The organism is Butyrivibrio sp. AC2005 (genome assembly GCF_000424145.1).
Lineage (GTDB): Bacteria > Bacillota > Clostridia > Lachnospirales > Lachnospiraceae > Butyrivibrio.
Genome location: NZ_KE384138.1, coordinates 42,738 through 68,265, shown reverse-complemented (window position 1 = coordinate 68,265; position 25,528 = coordinate 42,738). Strand labels below are relative to the sequence as shown.

The following is a 25,528-nucleotide window of genomic DNA, read 5'->3' as shown; positions in this document are numbered from 1 at the left end:
TTGAGAGGGTAAACTATGAAGACTAGAATAATAAGCGGAGCTGTTCTGGTGGTTCTGCTTATATTGACACTTGGACTTGGAGGATATGTAACTGCCGGAGTTCTCCTTTGCGTATCGCTTGTAGGATATCATGAGCTTGCAGTAGCACTTGGAGTTCAGGAAAAAAATAAAAAGTTAGGACTTCCTCAGTTCATAGGACTTGCTGCTGTAGTGATACATTATTTTATTTTGATGACAACAGGGGCAAATATGTCTGCTTTTGTAGCCATTATTATGGGACTGTTTGTGGCTGAGGCAGCAGTATTTGTTTTTAAGTATCCCAAATTCAAATCAGATCAGCTGGTAGGTGCAGTATTCTCATTTATCTATGCACCGATGATGCTTTCATTCATCTACCTTCTGAGATCATTTCCTACGGGACAGTTTTTGGCATGGCTTCCGTTTGTAGCATGGATTTGTGATACCTTCGCATACTTTTCGGGTGTTGCATTAGGTAAGCATAAATTGTGCCCCGTCCTGTCACCGAAGAAGACCATTGAAGGTTCAATCGGCGGTATATTGGGGAGTGTACTTTTCGGAGTACTTTTCGGATATGTTTATGCAACCTACGCTGATCCCAATATGAAGCTGCAGACAGCAATTATCAGCTTTGCCGTTATAACCCTTGTTTCCGGAATCTTATCTCAGATTGGAGACCTGATTGCTTCCGGCATCAAGAGAGATCACGACATTAAAGATTACGGAAAACTTATCCCCGGACACGGTGGAATAATGGATAGATTTGACAGTGTGATTTTCATCACACCTGCAATATATTTTTTGGCACTTATATTTTTGAAGTAGATGAGAGGTTTGTTCAATGAGAAAAATAATTCTACTTGGCTCAACAGGATCCATAGGAACACAAACACTTGATGTCGCAAGGGCTAACCCTGATGGCATTAAAATTGTAGGTATTGCTGCTAACAAGAGTGTCGGCAAGGTGGAGCAGCAGGTTAGAGAGTTCATGCCTAAGTATGTTGCTATGTTCGATGAGAAGGCAGCAAAAGAACTTAAGGTGAAAATCGCTGACCTTCCTGTTGAGGTCTTTTCTGGCATGGAAGGACTTATAGAAATTGTACAGGTTCCCGATGCGGATACAGTACTCACTGCTGTAGTTGGCATGATCGGCATAAGACCTACAATGGCAGCAATTGAAAGCGGTAAGGACATAGCACTTGCTAACAAGGAGACACTTGTTACTGCAGGCCACATTATTATGCCACTGGCTGCTAAGATGAATGTCAGCATTCTTCCCGTGGACAGTGAACACAGTGCTATTTTCCAGTCATTGAACGGAGAACCTAAGAACAAGCTTGAGAAGATTCTTCTCACTGCATCCGGCGGCCCTTTCAGAGGTAAGAAGCGTGAAGAGCTTTCTGAGATGACAGTAGATGATGCACTTAAGCACCCCAACTGGGATATGGGACCGAAGGTAACAATCGATTCTGCATCTCTGGTTAATAAGGGCCTTGAAGTTATGGAAGCCAGATGGCTTTTTGATGTTTCACTCGATCAGATACAGGTAATAATTCAGCCTCAGAGTATAATCCATTCTGCGGTGCAGTTTGTAGACGGAGCGGTTATGGCTCAGCTTGGCGTGCCTGACATGAAGCTTCCTATACAGTATGCTCTTTTCTATCCTGACAGAATGCCTATGAGTGAAAAGAGACTTGATTTCTTTGAACTGGCTCAGATTACATTTGAGAAGCCCGATACAGATACCTTCCAGGGGCTTAAGCTTGCATACGATGCTGCAAGAGCAGGTGGTAGTATGCCTACTGTATTCAACGCTGCAAATGAGATGGCAGTTAAGAAATTCATTAATAGAGAAATCAAATTCCTTGAGATATACGATATGATTTCAAATGCCATGGCTCATCATAAAAAGATCGAAAATCCTAATCTTGAAGAGATTCTTATGGCAGAATCCGAGACCTACGAATATCTTGGGAAATAAAGATAAATCACAGATGTGAGGAATATAAATGTTAGTTAGTTTAATACTGTTTTTTATAATATTCGGAGTTCTTGTAACAACTCATGAACTCGGTCATTTTCTTATTGCCAAGGCAAACAATATAAGAGTTTTGGAATTCTTTATAGGAATGGGGCCCGTGCTTTTTAAAAAGCAAAAGGGCGAAACTCTTTATAGCATAAGACTTTTGCCTATCGGTGGTGCCTGCAGATTTGAAGGCGAGGATGACATAGACGGCGAAGATCATGGCTATGATGAAAGGTCTTTTCCCAATGCTAATGTCTGGGCGAGAATAGCGGTCCTTTTTGGCGGTCCATTTTTTAACTTTATCACTGCGATGATTCTTGCGATAATAGTTGTTGCCAACTCACCCTGGGATTTTCCTGTGGTTTCCGGATTGACAGACGGGAATTCGGCTGCTGCCGAGGCGGGACTTCAGGAGGGCGACCTCATTGTGAAGGTTGATGGTGAGAAAATCCATCTTGCCTCTGAAGTGACTATCATTTCCCAGTTTAGTCAGGGCAATGTGATGCATATAGATTTTGAGAGAAATGGCGAGCTTATGCACACAGAACTCACTCCTCACTACGATGAGGAGCAGGGACGCTATTTTATGGGAATATATCTTGGAAAATATGAGAAAATAACCGGCCTTAAGGTTATTCCTTATGCTTTCTACGATGTGCTTTATTATTTCAAGACTACTTACAGAAGTCTGGCACTTCTTATTCAGGGAAGACTTTCTCTTGGAGATGTGTCAGGACCTGTCGGAATGGTGAAAATTGTTGATGATACCTACGAAGCAGTCAGCCCATATGGTATTTCATCTGTAATACTTACAATGCTTGAACTTATGACTCTCTTATCAGTGAATCTCGGAATTATGAACCTTCTTCCTTTCCCTGCACTGGATGGAGGCAGACTTGTATTCCAGTTTATTGAAGTATTAAGAGGCAAGCCGGTTCCCAGAGAAAAGGAAGGAATGGTCCACCTTGTGGGAATGGTCGTACTGATGGCATTTATGGTTGTAGTTGTTATCAGTGATATTTCTAAATTTATGAAGTAAGTTTATTATTTAGTTCATTCACCTTGGGGGCGCAAATCGTCCGGGGGACGATTGTTCTGCGCGGACCGAAGCGAAGCGAAGACAGGTGGCGCGAAGCGCCGGATGAGGGGAAAGGCAGGAGGCAAATATGGCATACAGAGATAACACAAAAGTCGTACATATCGGAAACAAGGTCATTGGTGGCGGAAACCCCATCATGATTCAGTCAATGACAAACACACCCACTGAGGATGTAGAAAAAACCGTATCTCAGATACTTGCTCTTGAGGCAGCCGGTTGTGATATCGTAAGATGCACGGTGCCTAATCAGGAAGCAGCTGACGCCATAAAAAGCATAAAGAGCAGAATTCATATTCCTCTGGTTGCAGATATTCATTTTGATTATAAGATGGCTATCGCTGCCATGGAAAACGGTGCTGACAAAATCAGAATAAATCCGGGCAACATCGGTTCCAAGGATAGAATTGAAGCTGTTGTTAAGACTGCGAAGGAGAGAAATATCCCAATTAGAGTCGGTGTTAACAGCGGATCACTTGAGAAGGATCTTCTTGAAAAGTACGGCGGTGTTACAGCAGATGGACTTGTTGAGAGCGCACTTGATAAAGTAAACATCATCGAGGAATTCGGATACGATAATCTTGTAATCAGTATTAAATCATCAAATGTCATGCTCTGCGTTGATGCTCATAAAAAGCTCGCAGAGAAGACCAATTATCCTCTTCATGTGGGAATCACTGAAGCAGGTACTCTTTATGGCGGCAATATTAAGTCCTCCATTGGACTTGGAATAATATTAAACGAGGGAATAGGTGATACAATCCGTGTATCCCTTTCCGGTGATCCTACCGAAGAGATAAGAACAGCCAAGATGATACTTAAAACCCTTGGCCTTAGAAAGGGCGGAATTGAAGTTGTATCATGCCCTACCTGTGGCAGAACCAAGATAGATCTCATCGGACTTGCCAATGATGTTGAGAAGATGGTTCAGGAGTTCCCTCTTGATATCAAGGTTGCTGTTATGGGCTGTGCAGTTAATGGTCCCGGTGAAGCCAGAGAGGCTGACATCGGTGTTGCAGGCGGTATTGGTGAGGGTCTCCTCATCAGACGCGGCGAAGTTATAAAAAAGGTTCCTGAGGCTGAGCTTATTAGCGCGTTGCGCGAGGAGCTTATTCACTGGAACGATTGAAATAACCCCTCATCCGGCGCTTTGCGCCACCTTCCCCCAGAGGGGGAAGGCAAAATAAAAACCTACTCCTGAGAGGTAATAAATAAAAGCCTTCCCCTTGGGGGGAAGGTGGCTGCAAAGCAGCCGGATGAGGGGATTTAGAAAGCGAGCAGTATGAGAAAACCATTTCTTGAGGTATTCCAGACCTTAAAACTAGACCAACACACTAAGGAAGAATTACAGGATGTGCAGGTTGAGAAAATATCAACAACAGAGAAAAAGGATCTCGTACGCATCTATCTATCCAGTAACCGTCTTATAGACAAGGCGGATGTCGTAAAAGCGGAGAAGGAAATCAAGAACCAGCTCTTTAAGGAGACAAACCTTACGGTCAAGATTTACGAACGCTTTTTCCTGTCTGCCCAGTACACCCCCCAGAACCTTCTGGAGATGTACAAGGACAGTATTCTTTTGGAGTTCAAAAATTACGATCCAATCGAGTATACGATTTTAAAATCCGCAGACTTCTCATTTCCTGAATCAGACAGAGTTGAACTGGTTCTTGAGGAGTCTGTTATTGCTGAAAAAAAATCCGGTGACATACAGCGTATTTTGGAAAAAATACTGAATGACCGCTGTGGCTTTGCAGTAAGAATGGATGTTACCTATAAAAAGGCGCCACCAAAGAAAAAGGAAATTGACTATTCCAAGGAAACCGCAAGACTCGCTAAGAAGCTTGAAGCAGCTGAGGAAAAATCAGAGCAGAAACACAGAGAAAAAGAAGCTGCTAAGGCTGCGGAGAATAGCGCAGGTAAAAGCGGTGCAGAGACAAAAGCCACTGAGAAGACAGCAGCTAAAGCAGCCGGTGGAAAAGGCGAGAGCAAGTTTGGCGGCGGCAGTAAGTTTGGACAGAACGGTGGAAGCAAGTTCTTTAAGAAGGGTGGCGGCAGTAGCAGCTTTAAGCGCTCAGATGATCCTAATATCATCTACGGTAGAGATTTTGAAGATGAGACAATCAATTTGGAAGAGATTGTCGGTGAAATGGGCGAAGTCACCGTCAGAGGTAAGGTAATCAGCTACGATAGACGTGACATCAGAAATGAAAAAGCCATTCTCATTTTCTCTATGACTGACTTTACTGACACCATAACTGTCAAGGTTTTCGCGAAACAGGAAAATGTTCCTGAGCTTGAGAAGGACATTAAGCCGGGAGCTTTTCTTAAGGTACGCGGAATAGCCATGGTGGATAAATTCGATCACGAAGTAACTATTCAGAGCGTAGCCGGCATCAGAAAAATTCCTGATTTTACCACAAAGCGTGTAGACGAGGCAGAACTGAAGAGAGTTGAGCTTCATTGTCATACAAAGATGTCTGATATGGACGGCGTTTCAGAGGTTAAGGACATTGTTAAGCAGGCGTATAAATGGGGGATGCCCGGTATTGCGATTACAGACCACGGTGTAGTTCAGGCTCTTACTGACGCTAACCATGCCTGGGAGGACCTCTGGGGTGATGAGAAGAAAAAAAGAAAAGAAGCCGGAGACAAGAACCCTGACAGACAGGATTTCTTCAAGGTAATCCAGGGTGTTGAGGGCTATCTTGTAGACGACCTGAAAGAAATAGTTATAAATAATAAGGGACAAAAGGTGGCTGGCTCTACTTTTGTCGTATTTGATATAGAGACCACAGGCTTTTCACCGGTCAACAATAAAATCATCGAGATTGGTGCGGTTAAAATGAAGGACGGAGAAATCATTGACCGTTTTTCAGAGTTTATTGATCCTAAGGAGCCAATACCCTTTAGAATCACAAGACTTACCAGTATTACAGATGACATGGTAATCGGATGCCCCACAAGGGATGAGATAGTACCGAGATTTGTTGAGTTCTGCGGGGACGCAATTCTTGTTGGTCATAACGTTGGTTTTGATATCAGCTTTATAAATGAAAACTGCAAGCAGCTTGGTATAGATGTTGATTACACAACCGTTGATACCATGGGATTATCGCGTGCATTTTTCCCAAGACAGGCTAAACATAATCTGGATGCTCTCTGTAAAACTCTTGGCGTAGTAAATGAACACCACCATCGTGCGGTTGATGATGCTGAGTGTACTGCCAAGATTTTTCAGAAGTTTATTCCCATGATGGAACAGGAAGGAGCAGATGACCTCAATAAGGTAAATGCACTCGGCGCTTCCAATCCTGAGATTGTAAAGCATTTAAGGACACATCATATAATTCTTCTTGCGAAGAACACAGTTGGACGTGTAAATCTGTATACACTTATAAGTAAGTCACATGTTGATTACTTCAGCAGATTCCCACGTATTCCCAAGAGTGAGCTTATAAAGTACAGAGAGGGACTTATTATCGGTTCTGCGTGCTGTGCCGGAGAGCTTTACGGTGCTGTGGTTGAGGGCAGGGCAGAGGATGAGATTGCCAAGATTGTTAATTTCTATGATTATCTGGAAATCCAGCCTATTGCCAACAATCATTTCATGGTGGATTCTGAGCGCTACGAGGACATTAACTCAGACGATGATATCAGGGAAATAAATAAGAGAATAGTTAAGCTTGGCGAACAGTATGGTAAGCCGGTTGTTGCCACCTGTGATGCGCATTTCCTTAATCCGGATGATGAGATATACAGAACTGTTATCATGGCGGGAAAAGGTATGAACGATGAAGAACCGGCACCGCTTTTTGTCCGCACAACTGCTGAAATGCTTGCTGAATTCGATTACCTTGGTGCAGCTAAGGCTAACGAGGTTGTAATAGAAAATACCCGTGACATTTTGAGGAGATGTGACAGCATTTCACCTGTTCGTCCCGACAAGTGTCCGCCCGTCATCGAGGATTCTGACGGAATTCTTACCAGAATCTGTTACGAAAAGGCTCACGAGATTTATGGAGAAAATCTTCCTGAGATAGTAGAGGAGCGATTAGAGAGAGAGCTTAACTCAATTATAAAAAATGGTTTCGCCGTTATGTACATCATAGCGCAGAAGCTGGTTTGGAAATCTGTTGAGGATGGTTACCTCGTTGGTTCCCGTGGTTCTGTAGGATCTTCCTTTGTGGCTTTCGCTTCAGGTATTACAGAGGTTAATTCCCTTTCACCTCATTACGTGTGCCCGAAGTGTAAATACAGCGATTTTGATTCCGAAGAGGTTCTGGCATACGGCGGTAATTCGGGCTGTGACATGCCTGATAAGAGATGCCCCAAGTGCGGACATATGATGGATAAGGATGGTTTTGATATTCCTTTCGAGACCTTCCTTGGATTTAAGGGTGATAAGGAGCCTGATATCGACCTTAACTTCTCGGGTGAGTATCAGTCAAAAGCCCACAAATATACCGAAGTTATCTTCGGTTACGGACAGACCTTCCGTGCCGGAACAATCGCCGGTCTTGCGGATAAAACTGCATATGGATTTGTTAAAAAGTATTATGACGGCTTAGGTGTCGGGAAAAGAAGATGCGAGATAGACAGAATTACTCAGGGGTGTATCGGTATCAGGCGAGGAACCGGTCAGCATCCCGGTGGTATCATAGTTCTTCCTGTCGGTGAGGATATAAACTCATTCACACCGGTTCAGCACCCTGCTAACGATATGACCACCGCTACAATTACAACGCATTACGATTATCACTCCATCGACCACAACCTGCTAAAGCTTGATATTCTGGGACACGATGATCCTACCATGATAAGATTTCTGCAGGATTGTACGGGACTTGATCCTAAGACAGTTCCGCTTGATGATCATAATGTTATGGAGCTTTTCATGAGCACCAAGTCACTTAGAATATCTCCGGATCAGATTGGCGGTACCAAGCTTGGATGTCTCGGACTTCCTGAGTTCGGAACAGATTTTGCTATGCAGATGGTTATCGATGCGCAGCCCACTTCGCTCTCGCATCTTATCAGAATTTCAGGTCTGTCACATGGAACCGATGTATGGCTGGGAAATGCGCAGACACTTATTCAGGAAGGAAAAGCAACCATCGATACCTGTATCTGCTGTCGTGATGATATCATGATTTATCTGATTCAGAAGGGACTCGATAAGTCAGAATCCTTCAAAATCATGGAGGCAGTTCGTAAAGGAAAGGTGGCCAAGGGTAAGGAGAGCAGCTGGGAAGCGTGGAAAAATGACATGAAGGAGCATGATGTTCCGGATTGGTATATATGGTCTTGTGAAAAGATCAAGTACATGTTCCCGAAGGCTCATGCTGCGGCATACGTTATGATGGCCTGGCGTATAGCTTATTTCAAGGTGTATGTACCACAGGCATTTTATGCGGCATGGTTTTCGATAAGAGCTAAGGCGCTAAACTATGAGCACATGTTCCAGGGTGAGGGTACACTTCACATGTGGATGAATGAGTACAGAGCCAAGGGCGATGATATGACCAATGCTGAGCAGAATGAGCTTGCGGCCATGAGACTTGCAGAGGAGATGTATGAGCGCGGAATAGAAGTAATGCCTATAGACATCTTCAAGGCTGCTTCAAGATCCTTCCAGGTATTTGGTGACAAGATCATGCCCAGCCTTCTAAGTATAGACGGTCTTGGTGAAAAAGCTGCCGACCAGATAGTTGAAGCCTGCAAGGATGGAGCCTTTATTTCAAAGGACGACTTCAAGCAGAGAACCAAGTGCCCTCAGGCTGTTGTTGATAAAATGGCAAATATGGGACTTCTTGGAGATATCCCGGAATCGAACCAGATAAGTATCTTTGACTTTATGAAGGGCTAATATAGTTTATGAACTTTGCGCTGCCAATTGGCAGCGTAAAGTTTTTATAGGGACTATTTTTTAGTTGGACATTTGTTGGACAATGGTTGATATCATCTTCTTGTAAGGAAAAACAATAAAGAAATCTTGTGGAAACTTTAGATTGTCATAAGAAAGTGGATGTAAGCGATTTCACTTATGACCATGTAGGAGGAGATATCAATGATAGAAGTTAAGGATGCACAAATGCTTGCTGATGACGAGCTTGATAAAATTGTTGGCGGAGTAGGGCAGCCGCTAAAGATGAGAAAACATAAGAAGACTCAGCACATGGCTGTAAACTGCCAGAAATGTAATAAGAATATAGTAGTTAACATTCTGGATTCACAATGTAAATGTCCCCTCTGCGGTGGAATGAATTACTTTGTGGGCTGAATAGAATACATATCGCTAGAAATCCCCTGTCATTTGGTTCTATTACTTATGGCGGGGGATTATTTTTGATGTTAATATTATCTAAAAAAGTTTTGCTATGTGCGGAGGAAATGAGATTGTACTGTACAAATTGCGGAAAAGAAATACAACCGGGACAGAAATTTTGCGGAAATTGCGGAACAAGGGCATGGGATCCGGTAACTATGCAGAAAGACACTTTTTACGTTAGAAAGCTGCCGATGGTTATGATTGTTTTTTTGACACTGGGGCTTATTTTTACTTCGTTTACCATGGGAGCAGGAAGCATGACCTTTGCCATGCTTCTATCATTTGCACAAGGGATTATTCTGATTTTTCTTATATATAAACAAGACAAAATCGAGCCTGAGCCGGTTTCGCTGCTGGTTAAGTTGTTTCTGGTGGGAGCAATTCCGTTGCCAATTATTGTTGTGCTGATAGAGACTGTGATAAATGAGGTTGTTGATATCGTTGCAGCACCTGGAACCATTTTAAACAGCATTCTGGTTGCATTTGTTGTGGCTGCATTTTCAGAGGAATTGTGCAAATATTTCGCTTTGAAACTACTTACCTGGAAGCACCCGGCCTTCAATTTTCGCTTTGACGGAGTGGTCTATTCAACTACAGTAGCTATAGGATTCGAGGTTGTTGAGAATCTTCTGTATCTCATTAGCTCTGATGCCAGCACCGCATACTTAAGATCAGCCTTTCCGGGACATTGCATTTTCGGAATATATATGGGCTATTATTACGGGCAGGCAAAGAGTCTTGAACAGGAAGGTGATCTTAGCGGCTCAGCCAGAATGAGAAGAAAAGGTCTTCTTATAGCGATGCTGATACATGGCATTTACGATTCTGTGGCGTTTTTGGCGAGTGAAAGTGAAAACGGATTATTTGTTATATCAAGTATGCTGGTACTTGTAATAATAATGTGTGTGCTGAATGTCAATGCTTATAAGAATATAAAGAAATATGCCCATGAAGACAGACCGGTATGAGTAGGAATGAGATAATAGCTTTTTATCTACGTGAGAGTTATATATTAGGGTATCTATTGTTTTGAATGATGGATTTTAATTGATAGAGAAATGATAGAAAAACTAAAACAATTCATAAACGGATAAATAGTTTCAGACACTCGTTGACTCGATCGGAATTTTATATGAGTGTCAGATGTTGTTGGAATAACCAGATTAACTGTTAATTGAATAACATTTATCATGATTTCATGAAGATGAGCGCTTGCTTTTTGTTAGTTGATTAAGGATGATCTTCCGGAACTATCATATATAAAAAATAAGCAATAAAAAATCCAAACTACTCAGTAGTTTGGACGATAGGGTTGGGCTGTTTACACAGTCAGTAGCTCGTAGCGGAATCGAACCGCTGATTCTGCCGTGAGAGGGCAGCGTCTTAGCCGCTTGACCAACGAGCCATTTTGTTTTTGTTTGTCGTCTTTCGTTCGGCGACTTGATTATAGTATTACAAGTTGAAGATTAATGCAAGTACTTTTTTGAAAAAAATTTAAAAAACTTTTTTGCATAATAAGTTAAACGAAATTTTATACAGCAAAAGGCAAAGAAATCAAAGGAAAAATATGCGGCTGCATTTTTTCTGCAATAATTAATAATAAATAAGCAAAAAGTGTGATGCCAAGATAGACAAAACAAATTATAATTATCACTATGTAGTAGTGGCTTTGAGATACGATAGCTCTATAGCCATGTGACATAAAGAATAAAAGCAAAAACAAAAATGTAAAACGGGAGGTTGTATATGCTTTATATAGGTGTGGATTTAGGAACATCATCAGTTAAGCTTGTCCTTATGGATGAGACCGGTAAGATTCATGGAACAGCTACAAGGGAGTATCCTTTATATTTTCCTCATCCGGGATGGTCCGAGCAGAAGCCGGAGGACTGGTATACACAGGCGGTAGATGGACTTAAGGAACTCCTTAAGGATGTAGATAAATCACAGGTTGCAGGCATCAGCTTTGGCGGACAGATGCACGGACTTGTAATTCTGGATGAAAATGATAATGTCATTCGTCCCGCAATTCTTTGGAATGATGGTAGAACTCAAAAGCAGGTTGATTATCTCAATAATGAGATCGGAAAAGACAAGCTTTCAGAGTACACTGCAAATATTGCATTTGCAGGCTTTACAGCACCGAAGATCCTCTGGGTTAAGGAAAACGAGCCTGAGAACTTTGGTAAGATCAGAAAAATAATGCTTCCGAAGGATTACCTTGCATATAAATTCACAGGATCCTTCTGCACAGATTATTCAGATGCTTCAGGTATGCTTCTTCTGGATGTTAAGAATCGCAAGTGGTCTGAGGAGATGTGCAAGCTTTGCGATATCACTACAGATATGCTTCCTAAGCTTTACGAGAGTTATGAAAAGGTTGGTGAGCTTACAGCAGAGCTTTCATCTGAGCTTGGCCTTAACAGCGGAGTAGTGGTTGCTGCCGGTGCAGGAGACAATGCAGCAGCTGCAGTTGGAACCGGAACTGTAGGCAACAACAAGTGCAACATTTCACTTGGTACCAGCGGCACAATTTTCATGTCTTCAAATAACTTTGCAGTAGACAGCAACAATGCGCTTCATTCTTTTGATCATGCAGACGGACATTTCCATCTTATGGGATGCATGCTCAGCGCAGCAAGCTGCAACAAGTGGTGGAATGACGAAATCTTAAAGACAAAGGATTATGCGGCAGAGCAGAAGGGAATAGAGAAGCTTGGTGAGAATCATGTATTCTTCCTTCCTTATCTCATGGGTGAGAGATCTCCCTGGAATAATCCGAATGCACGTGCAACCTTCACTGGTATCACAATGGATACAACCAGAGAAGACATGACTCAGGCAGTTCTTGAAGGTGTTGCTTTTGCAACCAGAGATATGTATGAGGTTGCAAAGAGCATAGGTGTTAAGCCTGAGAGAACAATGATCTGTGGCGGCGGCGCTAAGAGCCCTCTCTGGAGAAAAATGATTGCGAACATTCTTAATATAGAAGTAGATGTTCCTGCATGTGAAGAAGGCCCCGGAATGGGTGGTGCTATGCTTGCAATGGTAGCATGCGGTGCATTTAAGAGCGTTGAAGAGGCAGCAGCTGCAATCGTTAAGGTTGATAAGACCGAGAAACCCGATCCCGAGCTTGTTGAGAAGTATGAAGCAAGATATCAGCAGTTTAAGACAATCTATCCTGCACTCGCTGAAACTTTTGATAAGATAATATAATCTCAACTAAAGCCTTCCCCTTGGGGGCGCAAATCGTCCGGGGGACGATTGTTCTGCGTGGACCGAAGCGGAGCGAAGACAGGTGGCACGTAGTGCCGGATGAGGGTAAAAAACTATTGACTGGACACAATTTATTGCTATAATAATTTCGTAACTTACAAACCAACAGAGTAGAATCCGGTGCGTTAAGTGCCATCTGGACAGGGACTGCCAGAAGGACGAAGGGCAACCGCGGTGTCGGATTCGGTTCCCACTGTAGCATATAGAATGTGCCATGAATTCAGACACCTCCTAATGCATACTGTGGAATGCATAGGAGGTGTTTTTATGCAGAAAGATGTAACTGTTAATGGAAACGGCGAGATTAGTGTAAACAGATGGCTGAAATCCCTTGGTGAGTTCAGGAACTTAAGAAATGTCGTGTTCTGTGGGATGATGGCAGCAGTAGCGATTATTCTGGGCTATGTTGCGACAATCAGAATAGGACAATTTATTCGCATCGGTTTTTCAGGACTTCCCAACCAGGTGGTAGATTTTCTCTTTGGCCCTGCTGTTGGTGCGATTTTCGGAGCAGCACTTGATATCATAAAGTGGTTTTTACAGCCTTCAGGTGATTTCTTCCCCGGATTTACGATAAGCGCAGCACTTGGCGGAATCATCTACGGATTTGCATTTTATAAAAAGAACATATCCGTAATCAGAGTTTTTTCAGCTCAGCTTATTGTAAAAGTATTTGTGAATATAGGTCTTAACTCATTATGGCTTAAAATACTTTACGATCAGGCAATCATAGCTCTTTTGCCGGGAAGAATCCTTTCGAATGCAATCATGCTTCCGGTGGATACTTTTATCACTTATGTGATGCTAAAGGCAGTAGAGAGAACCATTAAGCCTATGTTCAACGTCTGAGTTCCTTACTGTTATTGACTATAAAACAGCAGGTGTTGACGTAATGAAGTAATAGTGCTATATTACAAATGTAACAATAATAATTCTTAGACTAGAAGTGGACTTTCGCGAGTCCACTTTTTTCATGATTAAAAATGATATATGTATATTCCGGTTTGAGAGGTATATTCAATGTCAAGAAGAGAAGAGATTGAAAACAAAACTGAAGCCCTTCTGAAACCTATCGCAGAGCAGAACGAAGTCAGCATCTATGATGTTGAGTTTGTTAAGGAAGCCGGCGAATGGTACTTAAGAGCTTATATTGACAGAGAAGGCGGCGTTGACATCAATAAATGTGTGGATGTCAGCCATGCGCTTTCTGATGCACTCGATGAGCATGATTTCATTGAGGAAGCCTACACACTTGAAGTCAGCAGCCCGGGACTCGGCAGAGCGCTGAAGAAGGACAGACACTTTGAGAACAGCCTTGGACAGGAGGTTGATGTGAAGCTTTACAAGGCCATAGATGGGACCAAGGAATTTACCGGTAAGCTTAAGAGCTATGACGCTGACAGCATTACTATAGAGAATGCAGGCGAAGATCGCTCTTTTATAAGAAAAGAAGTTTCCAGCGTTAAGCTTACGTTAGATTTTTAAGAAAATTACCTGCCTTCCGCTTTTGTTGGAACGGTAAAAACTATTTTTATAAACTTTCATAGATCAAGGAGAATAAACTATGAGTAAAGAATTGATGGATGCACTCGATTTGCTTGAAAAGGAGAAGAACATCAACAGAGATTCGCTGTTCGATGCAATTGAGACTTCACTTATCACTGCCTGCAAAAACCATTATAAGAGTGCAGACAATATTCGTATTGAGATTGATCGCGATACATGCGACATCAAATGCTATGCAGATAAGACAGTTGTTGAATTAGCAGATGACGTTATGGATCCTATTCTTGAGATTGGACTTGATGATGCACATAAGATTGTTCCTACTGCTGAAATCGGAGATGTTATTCAGGTAGAGGTTAAGTCCAGTGAGTTTGGACGTATTGCTACTCAGAATGCCAAGAACGTAATCCTTCAGAAAATCCGTGAGGAAGAGAAGGATGCAATCTACAGTGAATATTATGAGCACGAGCATGATATCGTAACCGGCGTGATTCAGAGATTTATCGGTAAAAATATCAGCATAAATCTTGGTAAGGCGGATGCTATGCTCAATGAGAACGAGCAGGTTAAGACTGAGCGCTATCGTCCTACAGAGCGTATCAAGGTTTATATTCTTGAGGTTAGAAACGGTAATAAGGGTCCCAGAATTCTTGTATCACGTACACATCCTGATCTTGTAAAGAGACTTTTTGAGCAGGAGGTTGCAGAGATCCAGGACGGCACAGTTGAAATTAAGAGCATTGCCCGTGAGGCCGGTAACCGTACCAAGATTGCTGTTTACTCAAACAATCCTAATGTAGATGCGGTTGGTGCCTGCGTAGGTGTTAACGGTAGCAGAGTTAATCTTATCGTTGATGAGCTTAACGGTGAGAAGATTGATATTGTTAACTGGGATGAGAACCCCGGTAACCTTATTCAGAATGCACTTTCACCTGCAAAGATCGTTGCAGTATTTGCTGATCCGGATGAAAAGAGTGCAAAGGTTGTAGTTCCTGATTACCAGCTTTCACTTGCAATCGGTAAGGAAGGACAGAACGCAAGACTTGCAGCTCGTCTTACAGGCTACAAGATTGATATTAAGAGTGAGACTCAGGCTAAGGATGCTCCCGGATTCCGTATCGAGGACTACATGGATGACGAGGAAGAGTACGATAGCGATGAGTACGAAGAGGGTGAAGAGTTTGAAGAGGGCGAGTATTCTGAGGAAGAGTACACCGAAGAGGAGTACGAAGCTGAGGAAGATGCTGAGTCTGCTGAGGACGAAGAGTAATCCCTATTCTGAAATGAAGGTCAGTTAAAAGGATGGCTATGGAAAAAAAGAAACCTATGCGAAAGTGCGTCGGGTGCGGAGAAAGTAAGGAAAAAGCTTTGCTGATCCGTGTGATCCGTGACACAGAGGGGGGAATTCATCTGGATCCCACAGGCCGTGCCAATGGAAGAGGCGCTTATGTATGCAGGGATATTAAATGTCTTGAAAAAGCAATAAAGAAAAGAGGCCTTGAGAGATCACTAAAGGTTTCCGTTCCGGAGGAAACTCTGGAGCAGCTTAAAAAGGAGCTTGAGATAAATGGATGAAAATAAAATTTATTCTCTGCTCGGCTTATGTCAAAAGGCAGGAAAACTCGTGAGCGGAGAGTTTGCGGTGGAAAATGCCATAAAAGGCGGAAAAGCTTGTGTGGTTATTGTAAGCAGAGATGCTTCGGACAATACGAGCAAAAAATTCCGGGATAAATGTGATTATTATGAAGTGCCGTTTTACATGTTTGGGGATAAGGAAAAACTTGGGCATGCGATTGGCAAAGAAGTTCGAACGAGTATTGCGATCACGGACGACGGGTTTGCAAAAAGCTTTCAGAAGAACTTACGTGTAGATGAATAGTACGGAGGAAATGTGAATGTCGAAAATTAAAATATCCGAACTCGCTTCGGAACTTGGTGTTGAAAGTAAGGAGCTTATAACATTCCTGCATGATCAGGGTGTTGAAGCTGCAAAGAGATCAACAAGTTCTGTCGAAGATGAGGATGCGGAGAGGGTAAGAAAACACTTCGGAAGCAGCAAAGCTGAGACCAAAACTGAGAGCAAGCCTGAAGCTCCTGCCAGGGAGGAAAAGCCCAAGGCAGCAGCCGAGTCCGATGATAAGAAGGGTGAGAAGAAGCCTTTAAAGAAAAAACCTGAGGGTGAGGGTGCAGTTAAAAAGAAGAAGAATATTATCTTTGTAACTAATCCCAATAATTCCAAGAGTGGCAACTTCCGCGGACAGAATAATAATAATAACGCAGGTCGTGGCGGACAGAATAAAAACCAGAATCAGAATCAGAACCGCGACAATCGTGGAGGACAGAGACAGGGAACCTTTGCACGTTCACAGAACGTATATCATCCCATAAAGCCTCTTACAGCTCCTTCACAGCTTGAGTCATATAACACAGAGATCCCGAAGTATCAGGAGCCTTCTCAGAAAGCTTCTCAGAAGCCTGCTAAGGTTGAAACAGCACCTAAGACAGAGGCTGTTAAGAAGCCTGCAGCTCCTGTAAGTGCACCTGTTGCACCTAAGACAGAGGCACCCGTAAAAGAGAATCGTCCTGTCGAGAATCGTGTTAACGACAATCGTAACAACGAGAACCGCGGTAATGAGAACCGCGGTAATGAGAACCGTGGTGGGGACAACCGCAGAAATGAAGGCAGAGAGCAGGGCGGACAGCTCAGAAAGGGCTCTCAGAATGACAGAGCAAGAGCCGGTCAGGGCAATGTTCGTCAGGGTGCCGGAAATGCAAGGCCCGGACAGGGGCCTCAGGGCAGACCTAATGGTGATCGTCCTGCAGGAAAAGGCAAAGACTTTTCAAAGAGCAAGGACAGAGGCGGTTTTGAAGCCGCTCCTATGAACGAAGGTAAGGGCGAAGGCAAGAGACGTTCTTCACAGCAGGATAAGGATAAGAGATCCAAGAAGGATCATATTTATGAAGAGAATGAAGAGATGATGCCCAGAAGTAAAAGGGTTGGTCGCTTCATTAAGCCTGAGGTTAAGAAGGTAGAGGAGCCTGAGGAGCAGATCAAGGTTATCACAATTCCTGAGAAGCTTACCATCAAGGAACTTGCCGATAAGATGAAGCTTCAGCCTTCAGCGATCATTAAGAAGCTCTTTATGGCAGGTCAGATAGTTACAGTTAACTCTGAGCTTTCATACGAGGATGCAGAAAATATCGCGATTGATTATGACATAATCTGTGAAAAGGAAGTTCAGGTAGACGTTATTGAAGAACTTCTTAAGGAGGAAGAGGAGGATGAGAGCCTTCTTACTCCCAGACCTCCGGTAGTCTGCGTAATGGGTCACGTCGATCATGGTAAGACATCACTTCTTGATGCTATTCGTGATACAAGCGTTACAGATAAGGAAGCAGGCGGTATTACACAGCGTATCGGTGCTTACCAGATCAAGGTTCAGGACAGAAAAATCACCTTCCTTGATACACCCGGACACGAAGCTTTCACAGCTATGCGTATGCGTGGTGCTAATTCTACAGATATCGCTGTACTCGTTGTCGCAGCTGATGACGGTGTAATGCCTCAGACAATCGAGGCTATTAACCATGCAAAGGCAGCAGGCGTTGAAATCATTGTTGCTGTAAACAAGATTGATAAGCCCAGCGCTAACGTTGACAGAGTTAAGCAGGAAATGACAGAGTATGGTCTTATCGCTACTGACTGGGGCGGACAGACAGAGTTTGTTCCTGTTTCAGCTAAGACCGGCGAGGGAATGGATGTACTTCTTGATACCATTCTTATCACTGCTGATATCCTTGAGCTCAAGGCTAATGCAAATCGTGAGGCAAGAGGTCTCGTACTTGAGGCTAAGCTTGATAAGGGTCGTGGACCTGTAGCAAATGTACTTGTACAGAAGGGAACTCTTCATGTGGGAGATTTCATTTCAGCAGGTGCATGCTCCGGTAAGGTTCGTGCGATGATAGATGATAAGGGTAAGAGACTTAAGGAAGCTAAGCCTTCACAGCCTGTTGAGATTCTTGGTCTTTCAGATGTACCCGGTGCCGGTGAAGTATTCCTTGGTCACCAGAGTGATAAGGAAGCTAAGCAGTATGCTAACACATACCTCCAGCAGCAGAAGAAGGATCTTATCGAGGAGACAAAGGCTAAGATGTCACTTGACGAGCTTTATTCCAAGATTGAGGAAGGGAAGCTTAAAGAACTTGATCTTATCATCAAAGCTGACGTTCAGGGTAGTGTAGAAGCACTTAAGGCAAGTCTTCTTAAGCTCTCTAACGATGAGGTTGTTGTTAAGGTTATCCATGGTGGTGTTGGTGCGATCACAGAGTCTGACGTATCACTTGCAGCTGCTTCAAATGCTATTATCATCGGATTTGATGTACGTCCCGATGCTGTAGCTAAGAGCACTGCTGAGCACGAAGGTGTTGAAATCAAGCTTTACAAGGTTATCTACCAGGCTATCGAGGATGTTGAATATGCCATGAAGGGTATGCTTGCTCCTGTTTATGAGGAGAAGGTTATCGGACATGCTGAGATTCGTCAGCTGTTCAAGGCATCCAAGGTTGGTAACATCGCTGGTGCTATCGTTACTGACGGTATGATTCAGAAGGATTGTAAGGTTCGTATCAGCAGAGATGGCGAGCAGATCTTCGAAGGTGACCTTGCTTCACTTAAGCGCTTCAAGGATGACGTTAAGGAAGTTAAGGACGGATATGAGTGTGGTCTTGTATTCGAAGGCTTTGACCAGATCAATGTCGGCGATGTTGTAGAAGCATATATAATGGTTGAAATTCCTCGTGATAAGCTTGATGCTAAAAAATAATAATAGCTATCATTTTGGAGCATAATATGAGAAAAAACAGTATAAAAAACATTCGCATTAACGGCGAAGTAATGAAGGTTATATCTGAAGCTATCAGATTTAGCAAGGATCCCCGGATCAGTCCCATGACATCCGTAATGGATGTTGAGGTTGCTCCTGATCTTAAGACCTGCAAGGTATGGGTGTCTGTAATGGGAAATGATGAAGACAGACAGCGTACTGCAGAGGGACTTAAATCAGCGGCAGGCTACATCAGAAGTACTGTTGCCAAGGAACTTAATATGCGTAACACTCCTGAGCTGAGATTCATCATGGACGATTCCATCGAGTATGCAATCAATATGTCCAGGAAAATTGATGAAGTTGCAGCCAAGGATGCAGCAGCCAAGGCAGCACGTGGAGAAGTGGACGAGGATACAGAAGAGTAAGTATCCTTCTAAATTTATCTTTTGAAAGAGCTTGAACAAAAGCCTTCCCCCTTTGGGGGCGCTAATCGTCCAGGGGACGATTGTTCAGCGCGGACCGAAGCGGAGCGAAGACAGGTGGCAAGAAGTGCCGGATGAGGGGAGTAATTAGAGAGGTACCAGATGAGAATAGACGAACTTGTAAGCGGTGCCAAAACAGTCGGAATCAGTGGACATATTCGTCCCGATGGTGACTGTGTGGGCTCCAATATGGCATTATATCTCTATTTGAAAAAGAATTATCCTGAGCTTAGGGTAGATGTTTTTCTTGAACAGATACCTGAGAGCTATAAGATTATTGCTGCTACAGAAGAAGTGAATCATGATTATAAGACTGATGTAGACAGCTATGATGTTTTCTTTGCGCTTGACTGCGGAAAAGACAGACTTGGCGATGCTGAGAAATTCTTTGATGCTGCGAAGAAAAAGGTCAACATTGATCACCATATAAGTAATGAAGGAACAGGCGATGAAAACTATATAGTTTCGACAGCAAGCTCTGCTTCGGAACTGGTTTACAATTGTCTTGATAAGGACAAGCTTGATGCTGATATTGCGAAGGCAATATACATGGGTATTGTTACGGATACAGGTGTTTTTAAATACTCAAATACATCTCCGGACACAATGAAGGTTGCAGCTGATCTTATTGGATATGGATTTGAATTCGGAGAACTTATTGACCATGTCTTTTATGAAAAGAGCTACGTTCAGAACCAGATTCTTGGAAGAGCACTACTTGAAAGTATGCTCATTATGGACGGCGCTTGTATCGTAAGTGTGGTTTCAAGACAGACCATGGATTTTTATATGGTCAGCTCAAGTGATCTTGATGGAATAGTAAGTCAGCTCCTTCTTACTACAGGAACTGAATGTGCAGTTTTCATGTATGAGATAGGAAGTCTTGAATATAAGGTAAGCCTCAGATCCAAGGGTAAAGTTAATGTTGCTAAGATTGCGGAGCTGTTCGGAGGCGGTGGTCATGCCAGAGCAGCGGGCTGTACAATGAACGGAACCCAGCATGACATAATTAACAGTCTTACTGAGTATATCGAGAGAGATCTTAAAGGTGTTAATTCGTAAATATGTATAACGGACTTATCAATGTATACAAGGAGGCAGGCTATACATCAAGCGATGTTGTAGCGCGCCTCCGTGGCATTTTAAAAATGAAAAAGATCGGACACACAGGGACTCTGGACCCGGATGCGGTTGGAGTCCTTGTTGTTTGTGTGGGAAACGGCACAAAGCTCTGCGACATGCTGACTGATCATGACAAAGAATATATTGCTGTGTGCAGACTCGGAGTGACAACTGATACTCAGGATATGTCAGGACGTATCATTTCAGAGAAAGAGGTAGAGGTAACGAGCAAGCAGCTTCATGAAGCTGTAAAGCGATTTGTTGGTGAGTACGACCAGATACCTCCGATGTATTCAGCTATAAAGATAAATGGTAAAAAGCTCTACGAGCTTGCAAGACAGGGAAAAGAAGTTGAGAGAAAACCCAGAAGAATAAAAATTGAAGCTATCACAATTCTGGATGAATCCCACTTGCGGGACGAGCACATTTTTACTATGGAAGTAAAGTGCTCAAAGGGCACTTATATCAGGACTCTGTGTAACGATATCGGCGAGGCACTCGGCTGCGGCGCAGCAATGGAGCACCTCACAAGGACAGCGGTAGGAAGTTTTCATCTGGAGACAGCGCATACACTTGATCAGATAGAGCAGCTCCGTGACGAGGGCAGAGTTGATGAGATTGTTGCTTCAACAGAGAGTCTTTTCAGAGATCTTGACTACTGTATAGTTAAGGATGATTTCCGAAAAATGCTTGAAAACGGCAATAGTTTCAAGGTGGAGAATCTTGTCAGTGAAGCGCCTGATGATGAGCAGGATTTTGTGGAGCCTGAAAAACTCTATGCTGATGGCACCAGAGTAAGAGTGTATTCTGAGGATGGCACATTTTTCGGAATATATAAATGTGACGAAAGAACCGGACAATTCAGAGTTGAGAAGTTCTTTTATACAGCAAATTAAAATACCCCTCATCCGCCCTTCGGGCACCTTCCCCCCCAAGGGGAAGGCAGACATAACTTTTTCTCAGTAAAGGAAATAACAACTAAAGCCTTCCCCCAAAGGGGAAGGCAGACATAACTTTTTCTCAGTAAAGGAAATAATAACTAAAGCCTTCCCCCAAGGGGAAGGCAGACATAACTTTTTCTCAGTAAAGAAAATAATAACTAAAGCCTTCCCCTTGGGGGGGAAGGTGGCAGCGAAGCTGACGGATGAGGGGATAGGAGTAGCAATGCAGATTATAGCGGACACTACACAATTTCATATAGATGACAAGACCGCTGTAGCAATCGGGAAATTTGATGGCGTACATATGGGACACCAGAAACTTCTTAATCATATCCTTGATAAGAAGGAAAAGGGAATGAAGGCTACTATCTTCACTTTTGACCCACCGCCGGCTGTATTCTTTGCGCAAATGGCTAAGGAAAAAAACAAAGACCGTCATAATCAGGAGGCAGCAAATGCCCCTAAAAGCAATTCGGACAGAGCAGAAAATATCCTTACCCAGTTACTCACAAAGGATGAAAAACGACGTAAATTCGAGAAGCTTGGCATAGATATACTCGTAGAATTTCCGATGAATTCAGAGACAGCGCACACTGCTCCGGAGGACTTTGTAAGGGAAATACTACATGAGCAGATGAATGCAGCCTATATCGCAGCAGGAGATGACCTTTCCTATGGCTACAAGGGAAAGGGGAATTTTGCACTTTTAAATAAACTTGCCCCGGAATTGGGATACAGGACGCATGCAATCAAAAAGCTCCAAATGTTTGGACGTGATGTGAGTTCAAGTTATATAAAGGAAGAAATTGTGGCTGCTGAGATGGAAAGAGCAGCAGAACTTCTTGGTGAAACCTACTATGTTGGCGGAATTGTCGAGCATGGCAAGAAGCTTGGCAGAACTATAGGATTTCCTACGGTAAACCTCCTTCCTCCTGATGAAAAATGTCTTCCTCCCTTTGGTGTTTATTTTTCTGAAGTAAGAGTGAATGGACAAAAATACCACGGAATGACAAATATAGGACTCAGACCTACTGTCTCAAATAACGGTCAAGTGAGCGTTGAGACCTTTATTTATGATTTTGATGAAGATATATATGGTAAATATCTGGAAATTGCTCTTTTGACCTTCCACAGAAAAGAGCAGAAATTCTCAGGAGTGGATGCTTTGCAAAGACAGCTGGAACTGGATCTTGAAGCAGGCAGAAATTTCTTTGACTATGTATAGGGCTTTTCGCTTCTTTACATTTCTGAATACCTATGTTAAAATCAAATGGTTTCTCATGTGAGAAACATTAGTGTTATTACCGATACTCGGATGATGGTACTCCAGCCGCTTCCTGGTATACGGCACATTGTAATTAAAAGGAGAAGAAACATGATTTCAAAGGAAAAGAAGACAGAAGTTATCAATCAGTACGCTAGAAAAGCTGGCGACACAGGTTCACCGGAGGTTCAGGTTGCTATTCTTACAACCAGAATCAAGGAGCTCAACGAGCACCTTAACACACATCCGAAGGATCATCACTCAAGAAGAGGCCTTCTTAAGATGGTAGGTAGAAGACGTGCTCTTCTTGCATACCTCAAGAAGAATGACCTTGAGAAGTATCGTAAGCTTATTGCTGATCTTGGTCTCAGAAAGTAATTTCCTAAGGGAGAATAAGGCGGGGATGCCGATTAGAAATAGTCGGCTTATTCCGCCTTGTTTTATTTCTGACAATAATCCTTTTACTAATTACAGGTAATAACTAATTTTTTACATATTATATGCGCCCGAGGATGGCGCGAGAAGGAGAAAAACATGAAAACATTTTCAACAGAACTTGCCGGAAGAACTCTCACAATTGAGATCGGTAAAGTAGGTAAGCAGGCTAACGGATGTGCATTCATGAAGTACGGCGATACAACAGTACTTTGTACAGCAACAGCTTCCGATAAGCCCAGAGATGGAATTGATTTCTTCCCGCTCAGCGTTGAGTATGGTGAGAAGTTCTATTCTGTAGGTAAATTCCCCGGAGGATTCAATAAGCGTGAAGGTAAGCCTTCTGAGAATGCTATTCTCACAAGCCGTGTTATAGACAGACCTATGCGTCCTCTTTTCCCTAAGGATTACAGAAATGATGTAACTATCGAAACAATGGTAATGTCTGTGGACACACAGTGCCGTCCTGAGCTTGTAGCTATGATCGGTGCATCAGTTGCAGTTTCCATTTCAGACATTCCTTTCGATGGCCCTTGCGCAATGACTCAGATCGGTATCATCGATGGAGAGTTTGTTGTTAACCCTTCACAAGAGCAGTGGGATAAGGGTGACATGCGTCTTACAGTTGCTTCAGTAGGCCAGAAGGTTATCATGATCGAGGCTGGATGTAACGAGATTCCTGAAGATAAGATGAAGGAAGCTATCTACCTTGCACATGATGTTAACCTTAAGCTCATTGAGTTTATCAAGGGTATCGTAGCAGAGGTTGGTAAGCCGAAGCACGAGTATGCAAGCTGTGCAGTTCCTCAGGAACTTTTCGATGCAATTAAGGAAGTTGTTCCTCAGGAAGAGATGGAGAATGCTGTATTCACAGATGAGAAGCAGAAGAGAGAGGCTAATATAGCTGATATCACTGCTCGTCTTGAAGAGAAGTTTGCTGATAATGAAGAGTGGCTTGCTATCCTTGGCGAAGCTATCTATCAGTATGAAAAGAAGACCGTTCGTAAGATGATCCTCAAGGATCACAAGCGTCCTGACGGAAGAGCACTTGATCAGATCCGTCCTCTTTCAGCAGAGATTGATCTTATCCCCCGTGTACACGGAAGTGCTATGTTTACTCGTGGACAGACTCAGATCTGTGATGTTACAACACTTGCTCCTCTTTCAGAGATGCAGAAGGTTGAGGGACTTGATCCTTACGTAACAGGTAAGAGATACATTCACCAGTACAACTTCCCTGCTTATTCAGTAGGTGAGACTAAGGTTTCAAGAGGTCCCGGACGTCGTGAGATCGGTCACGGAGCTCTTGCAGAGAGAGCACTTCTCCCTGTACTTCCTTCAGAGGAAGAGTTCCCTTACGCAATTCGCTGCGTATCAGAGACATTTGAGAGTAACGGTTCTACATCAATGGCTTCCACATGTGCATCATGTATGTCACTTATGGCAGCAGGTGTTCCGATTAAGAAGATGGTTGCAGGTATCAGCTGTGGTCTTGTAACAGGTGATACAGATGATGATTTCGTAGTGCTTACAGATATCCAGGGTCTTGAGGACTTCTTCGGAGATATGGACTTCAAGGTTACAGGTACTAAGGAAGGTATCACAGCTATCCAGATGGATATCAAGATCCACGGTCTTACTAAGGCTATTGTTGAGCAGGCTATTTCACAGTGCCGCCAGGCTCGCCTCTTCATCATGGATGAGTGCATGAGCAAGGCTATTGCAGAGCCTCGTAAGGAAGTTAGCCAGTATGCACCTAAGATTATCTCTATCGATATCGATCCTGATAAGATTGGTGATGTTGTTGGTCAGAGAGGTAAGACAATCAACGAGATCATTGACCGCACAGGTGTTAAGATCGACATTACAGATGACGGTACAGTAAGCATCTGCGGTGAAGATAAGGATAAGATGCAGCAGGCTATTGACATGATCAACATCATTACAACTGACTTCGAGAAGGGTCAGATCTTCACAGGAAAAGTTGTAAGCATCAAGGAATTCGGTGCATTTGTTGAGTTCGCTCCCGGTAAAGAGGGAATGGTTCACATCAGCAAGATTGCTAACGAGCGTATCGATCATGTTGAAGATGTTCTCACTCTTGGTGATGAAGTTAAGGTTGTTTGCCTTGGTAAGGACAGAATGGGCAGAATCAGCTTTAGCATGAAAGATGTAGCTCAGAAATAATTTATTCTGGAATCTAAA

20 protein-coding genes, 1 tRNA gene and 1 riboswitch are annotated in these 25,528 nt (G+C 43.1%); of the genes, 20 read left to right on the top strand and 1 reads right to left on the bottom strand.

From position 1 onward, the window contains the following. Window positions 1-15 precede the first annotated feature (15 nt). The 7 genes from G602_RS0120320 to G602_RS29410 all read left to right on the top strand — a co-directional run bounded on the left by G602_RS0120320 (window position 16) and on the right by G602_RS29410 (window position 10,439). Window positions 16-843 carry a phosphatidate cytidylyltransferase gene (locus G602_RS0120320; protein WP_026660658.1) on the top strand — a complete coding sequence of 276 codons (828 nt, stop codon included), beginning with the start codon at window positions 16-18 and terminating at the stop codon, window positions 841-843. 16 nt (window positions 844-859) lie between these two features. After that, a complete protein-coding gene (gene dxr, locus G602_RS0120315; RefSeq protein WP_026660657.1) occupies window positions 860-1,999 on the top strand; it encodes a 1-deoxy-D-xylulose-5-phosphate reductoisomerase in 1,140 nt (379 codons plus the stop codon). A 28-nt stretch (window positions 2,000-2,027) separates the two neighbouring features. Beyond that, window positions 2,028-3,083 carry an RIP metalloprotease RseP gene (gene rseP / locus G602_RS0120310; RefSeq protein ID WP_026660656.1) on the top strand — a complete coding sequence of 352 codons (1,056 nt, stop codon included), beginning with the start codon at window positions 2,028-2,030 and terminating at the stop codon, window positions 3,081-3,083. A 127-nt stretch (window positions 3,084-3,210) separates the two neighbouring features. Then, the gene (gene ispG / locus G602_RS0120305; RefSeq protein ID WP_026660655.1) at window positions 3,211-4,269 is read left to right on the top strand and encodes a flavodoxin-dependent (E)-4-hydroxy-3-methylbut-2-enyl-diphosphate synthase; all 1,059 of its coding nucleotides are present in this window, start codon (window positions 3,211-3,213) and stop codon (window positions 4,267-4,269) included. A gap of 153 nt (window positions 4,270-4,422) precedes the next feature. Further along, window positions 4,423-9,009: a PolC-type DNA polymerase III gene (locus G602_RS0120300; protein WP_026660654.1), complete on the top strand. Its 4,587-nt coding sequence runs from the start codon at window positions 4,423-4,425 to the stop codon at window positions 9,007-9,009. A 201-nt stretch (window positions 9,010-9,210) separates the two neighbouring features. Beyond that, complete coding sequence (locus G602_RS0120295; RefSeq protein WP_026660652.1) at window positions 9,211-9,423, top strand: hypothetical protein; 213 nt, start codon at window positions 9,211-9,213, stop codon at window positions 9,421-9,423. 116 nt (window positions 9,424-9,539) lie between these two features. Beyond that, window positions 9,540-10,439, top strand: a complete 900-nt coding sequence (locus tag G602_RS29410; protein ID WP_049945367.1) for a PrsW family glutamic-type intramembrane protease — start codon at window positions 9,540-9,542, stop codon at window positions 10,437-10,439. A 365-nt stretch (window positions 10,440-10,804) separates the two neighbouring features. Here the strand turns inward: G602_RS29410 and G602_RS0120285 are convergent. After that, window positions 10,805-10,876 (bottom strand) — tRNA-Glu (locus tag G602_RS0120285). 341 nt (window positions 10,877-11,217) lie between these two features. Between G602_RS0120285 and xylB the strand changes: the two genes are divergently transcribed. The 13 genes from xylB to G602_RS0120220 all read left to right on the top strand — a co-directional run bounded on the left by xylB (window position 11,218) and on the right by G602_RS0120220 (window position 25,510). Next, complete coding sequence (gene xylB / locus G602_RS0120280; protein ID WP_026660651.1) at window positions 11,218-12,687, top strand: xylulokinase; 1,470 nt, start codon at window positions 11,218-11,220, stop codon at window positions 12,685-12,687. A 164-nt stretch (window positions 12,688-12,851) separates the two neighbouring features. Next, window positions 12,852-12,945, top strand: a riboswitch (THF riboswitch). A 69-nt stretch (window positions 12,946-13,014) separates the two neighbouring features. Next, window positions 13,015-13,596: a folate family ECF transporter S component gene (locus G602_RS0120275; RefSeq protein WP_026660650.1), complete on the top strand. Its 582-nt coding sequence runs from the start codon at window positions 13,015-13,017 to the stop codon at window positions 13,594-13,596. Between the two features lie 171 nt (window positions 13,597-13,767). Beyond that, window positions 13,768-14,232 carry a ribosome maturation factor RimP gene (gene rimP, locus G602_RS0120270; RefSeq protein ID WP_026660649.1) on the top strand — a complete coding sequence of 155 codons (465 nt, stop codon included), beginning with the start codon at window positions 13,768-13,770 and terminating at the stop codon, window positions 14,230-14,232. Between the two features lie 79 nt (window positions 14,233-14,311). Next, window positions 14,312-15,523: a transcription termination factor NusA gene (gene nusA, locus G602_RS0120265; protein WP_026660648.1), complete on the top strand. Its 1,212-nt coding sequence runs from the start codon at window positions 14,312-14,314 to the stop codon at window positions 15,521-15,523. A gap of 38 nt (window positions 15,524-15,561) precedes the next feature. Beyond that, entirely contained in the window at window positions 15,562-15,828 is a 267-nt protein-coding gene (rnpM, locus tag G602_RS0120260; protein WP_026660647.1) for an RNase P modulator RnpM, read from the top strand. After that, window positions 15,821-16,132: a L7Ae/L30e/S12e/Gadd45 family ribosomal protein gene (locus G602_RS0120255; RefSeq protein WP_026660646.1), complete on the top strand. Its 312-nt coding sequence runs from the start codon at window positions 15,821-15,823 to the stop codon at window positions 16,130-16,132. Before rnpM ends, G602_RS0120255 begins: the two co-directional genes overlap by 8 nt. 16 nt (window positions 16,133-16,148) lie before the next feature. After that, window positions 16,149-19,076 (top strand): translation initiation factor IF-2, encoded by a 2,928-nt coding sequence (gene infB / locus G602_RS0120250; protein ID WP_081676097.1) that lies wholly within the window; start codon window positions 16,149-16,151, stop codon window positions 19,074-19,076. 26 nt (window positions 19,077-19,102) lie between these two features. Next, window positions 19,103-19,504 carry a 30S ribosome-binding factor RbfA gene (gene rbfA / locus G602_RS0120245; protein ID WP_026660643.1) on the top strand — a complete coding sequence of 134 codons (402 nt, stop codon included), beginning with the start codon at window positions 19,103-19,105 and terminating at the stop codon, window positions 19,502-19,504. 159 nt (window positions 19,505-19,663) lie between these two features. After that, window positions 19,664-20,623 carry a DHH family phosphoesterase gene (locus G602_RS0120240; protein ID WP_026660642.1) on the top strand — a complete coding sequence of 320 codons (960 nt, stop codon included), beginning with the start codon at window positions 19,664-19,666 and terminating at the stop codon, window positions 20,621-20,623. Between the two features lie 2 nt (window positions 20,624-20,625). After that, a complete protein-coding gene (truB, locus tag G602_RS0120235) occupies window positions 20,626-21,579 on the top strand; it encodes a tRNA pseudouridine(55) synthase TruB (protein WP_026660641.1) in 954 nt (317 codons plus the stop codon). Window positions 21,580-21,808: 229 nt separating this feature from the next. Next, a complete protein-coding gene (gene ribF, locus G602_RS0120230) occupies window positions 21,809-22,849 on the top strand; it encodes a bifunctional riboflavin kinase/FMN adenylyltransferase (protein WP_242835692.1) in 1,041 nt (346 codons plus the stop codon). Window positions 22,850-22,999: 150 nt separating this feature from the next. Further along, window positions 23,000-23,266: a 30S ribosomal protein S15 gene (rpsO, locus tag G602_RS0120225; RefSeq protein WP_026660639.1), complete on the top strand. Its 267-nt coding sequence runs from the start codon at window positions 23,000-23,002 to the stop codon at window positions 23,264-23,266. 156 nt (window positions 23,267-23,422) lie between these two features. After that, window positions 23,423-25,510, top strand: a complete 2,088-nt coding sequence (locus G602_RS0120220; RefSeq protein WP_026660638.1) for a polyribonucleotide nucleotidyltransferase — start codon at window positions 23,423-23,425, stop codon at window positions 25,508-25,510. Window positions 25,511-25,528 lie beyond the last annotated feature (18 nt).

Bases quoted from the DNA above. Each gene is read 5' to 3' on its own strand.
- G602_RS0120300 (WP_026660654.1), top strand. From the start codon at position 4,423: ATGAGAAAACCATTTCTTGAGGTATTCCAGACCTTAAAACTAGACCAA.
- rbfA (WP_026660643.1), top strand. From the start codon at position 19,103: ATGAGAAAAAACAGTATAAAAAACATTCGCATTAACGGCGAAGTAATG.
- infB (WP_081676097.1), top strand. From the start codon at position 16,149: ATGTCGAAAATTAAAATATCCGAACTCGCTTCGGAACTTGGTGTTGAA.
- G602_RS0120275 (WP_026660650.1), top strand. From the start codon at position 13,015: ATGCAGAAAGATGTAACTGTTAATGGAAACGGCGAGATTAGTGTAAAC.
- ispG (WP_026660655.1), top strand. From the start codon at position 3,211: ATGGCATACAGAGATAACACAAAAGTCGTACATATCGGAAACAAGGTC.
- rpsO (WP_026660639.1), top strand. From the start codon at position 23,000: ATGATTTCAAAGGAAAAGAAGACAGAAGTTATCAATCAGTACGCTAGA.
- G602_RS0120295 (WP_026660652.1), top strand. From the start codon at position 9,211: ATGATAGAAGTTAAGGATGCACAAATGCTTGCTGATGACGAGCTTGAT.
- truB (WP_026660641.1), top strand. From the start codon at position 20,626: ATGTATAACGGACTTATCAATGTATACAAGGAGGCAGGCTATACATCA.
- nusA (WP_026660648.1), top strand. From the start codon at position 14,312: ATGAGTAAAGAATTGATGGATGCACTCGATTTGCTTGAAAAGGAGAAG.
- G602_RS0120320 (WP_026660658.1), top strand. From the start codon at position 16: ATGAAGACTAGAATAATAAGCGGAGCTGTTCTGGTGGTTCTGCTTATA.
- rseP (WP_026660656.1), top strand. From the start codon at position 2,028: ATGTTAGTTAGTTTAATACTGTTTTTTATAATATTCGGAGTTCTTGTA.
- G602_RS0120255 (WP_026660646.1), top strand. From the start codon at position 15,821: ATGGATGAAAATAAAATTTATTCTCTGCTCGGCTTATGTCAAAAGGCA.
- G602_RS0120220 (WP_026660638.1), top strand. From the start codon at position 23,423: ATGAAAACATTTTCAACAGAACTTGCCGGAAGAACTCTCACAATTGAG.
- rnpM (WP_026660647.1), top strand. From the start codon at position 15,562: ATGGAAAAAAAGAAACCTATGCGAAAGTGCGTCGGGTGCGGAGAAAGT.
- G602_RS0120240 (WP_026660642.1), top strand. From the start codon at position 19,664: ATGAGAATAGACGAACTTGTAAGCGGTGCCAAAACAGTCGGAATCAGT.
- xylB (WP_026660651.1), top strand. From the start codon at position 11,218: ATGCTTTATATAGGTGTGGATTTAGGAACATCATCAGTTAAGCTTGTC.
- rimP (WP_026660649.1), top strand. From the start codon at position 13,768: ATGTCAAGAAGAGAAGAGATTGAAAACAAAACTGAAGCCCTTCTGAAA.
- dxr (WP_026660657.1), top strand. From the start codon at position 860: ATGAGAAAAATAATTCTACTTGGCTCAACAGGATCCATAGGAACACAA.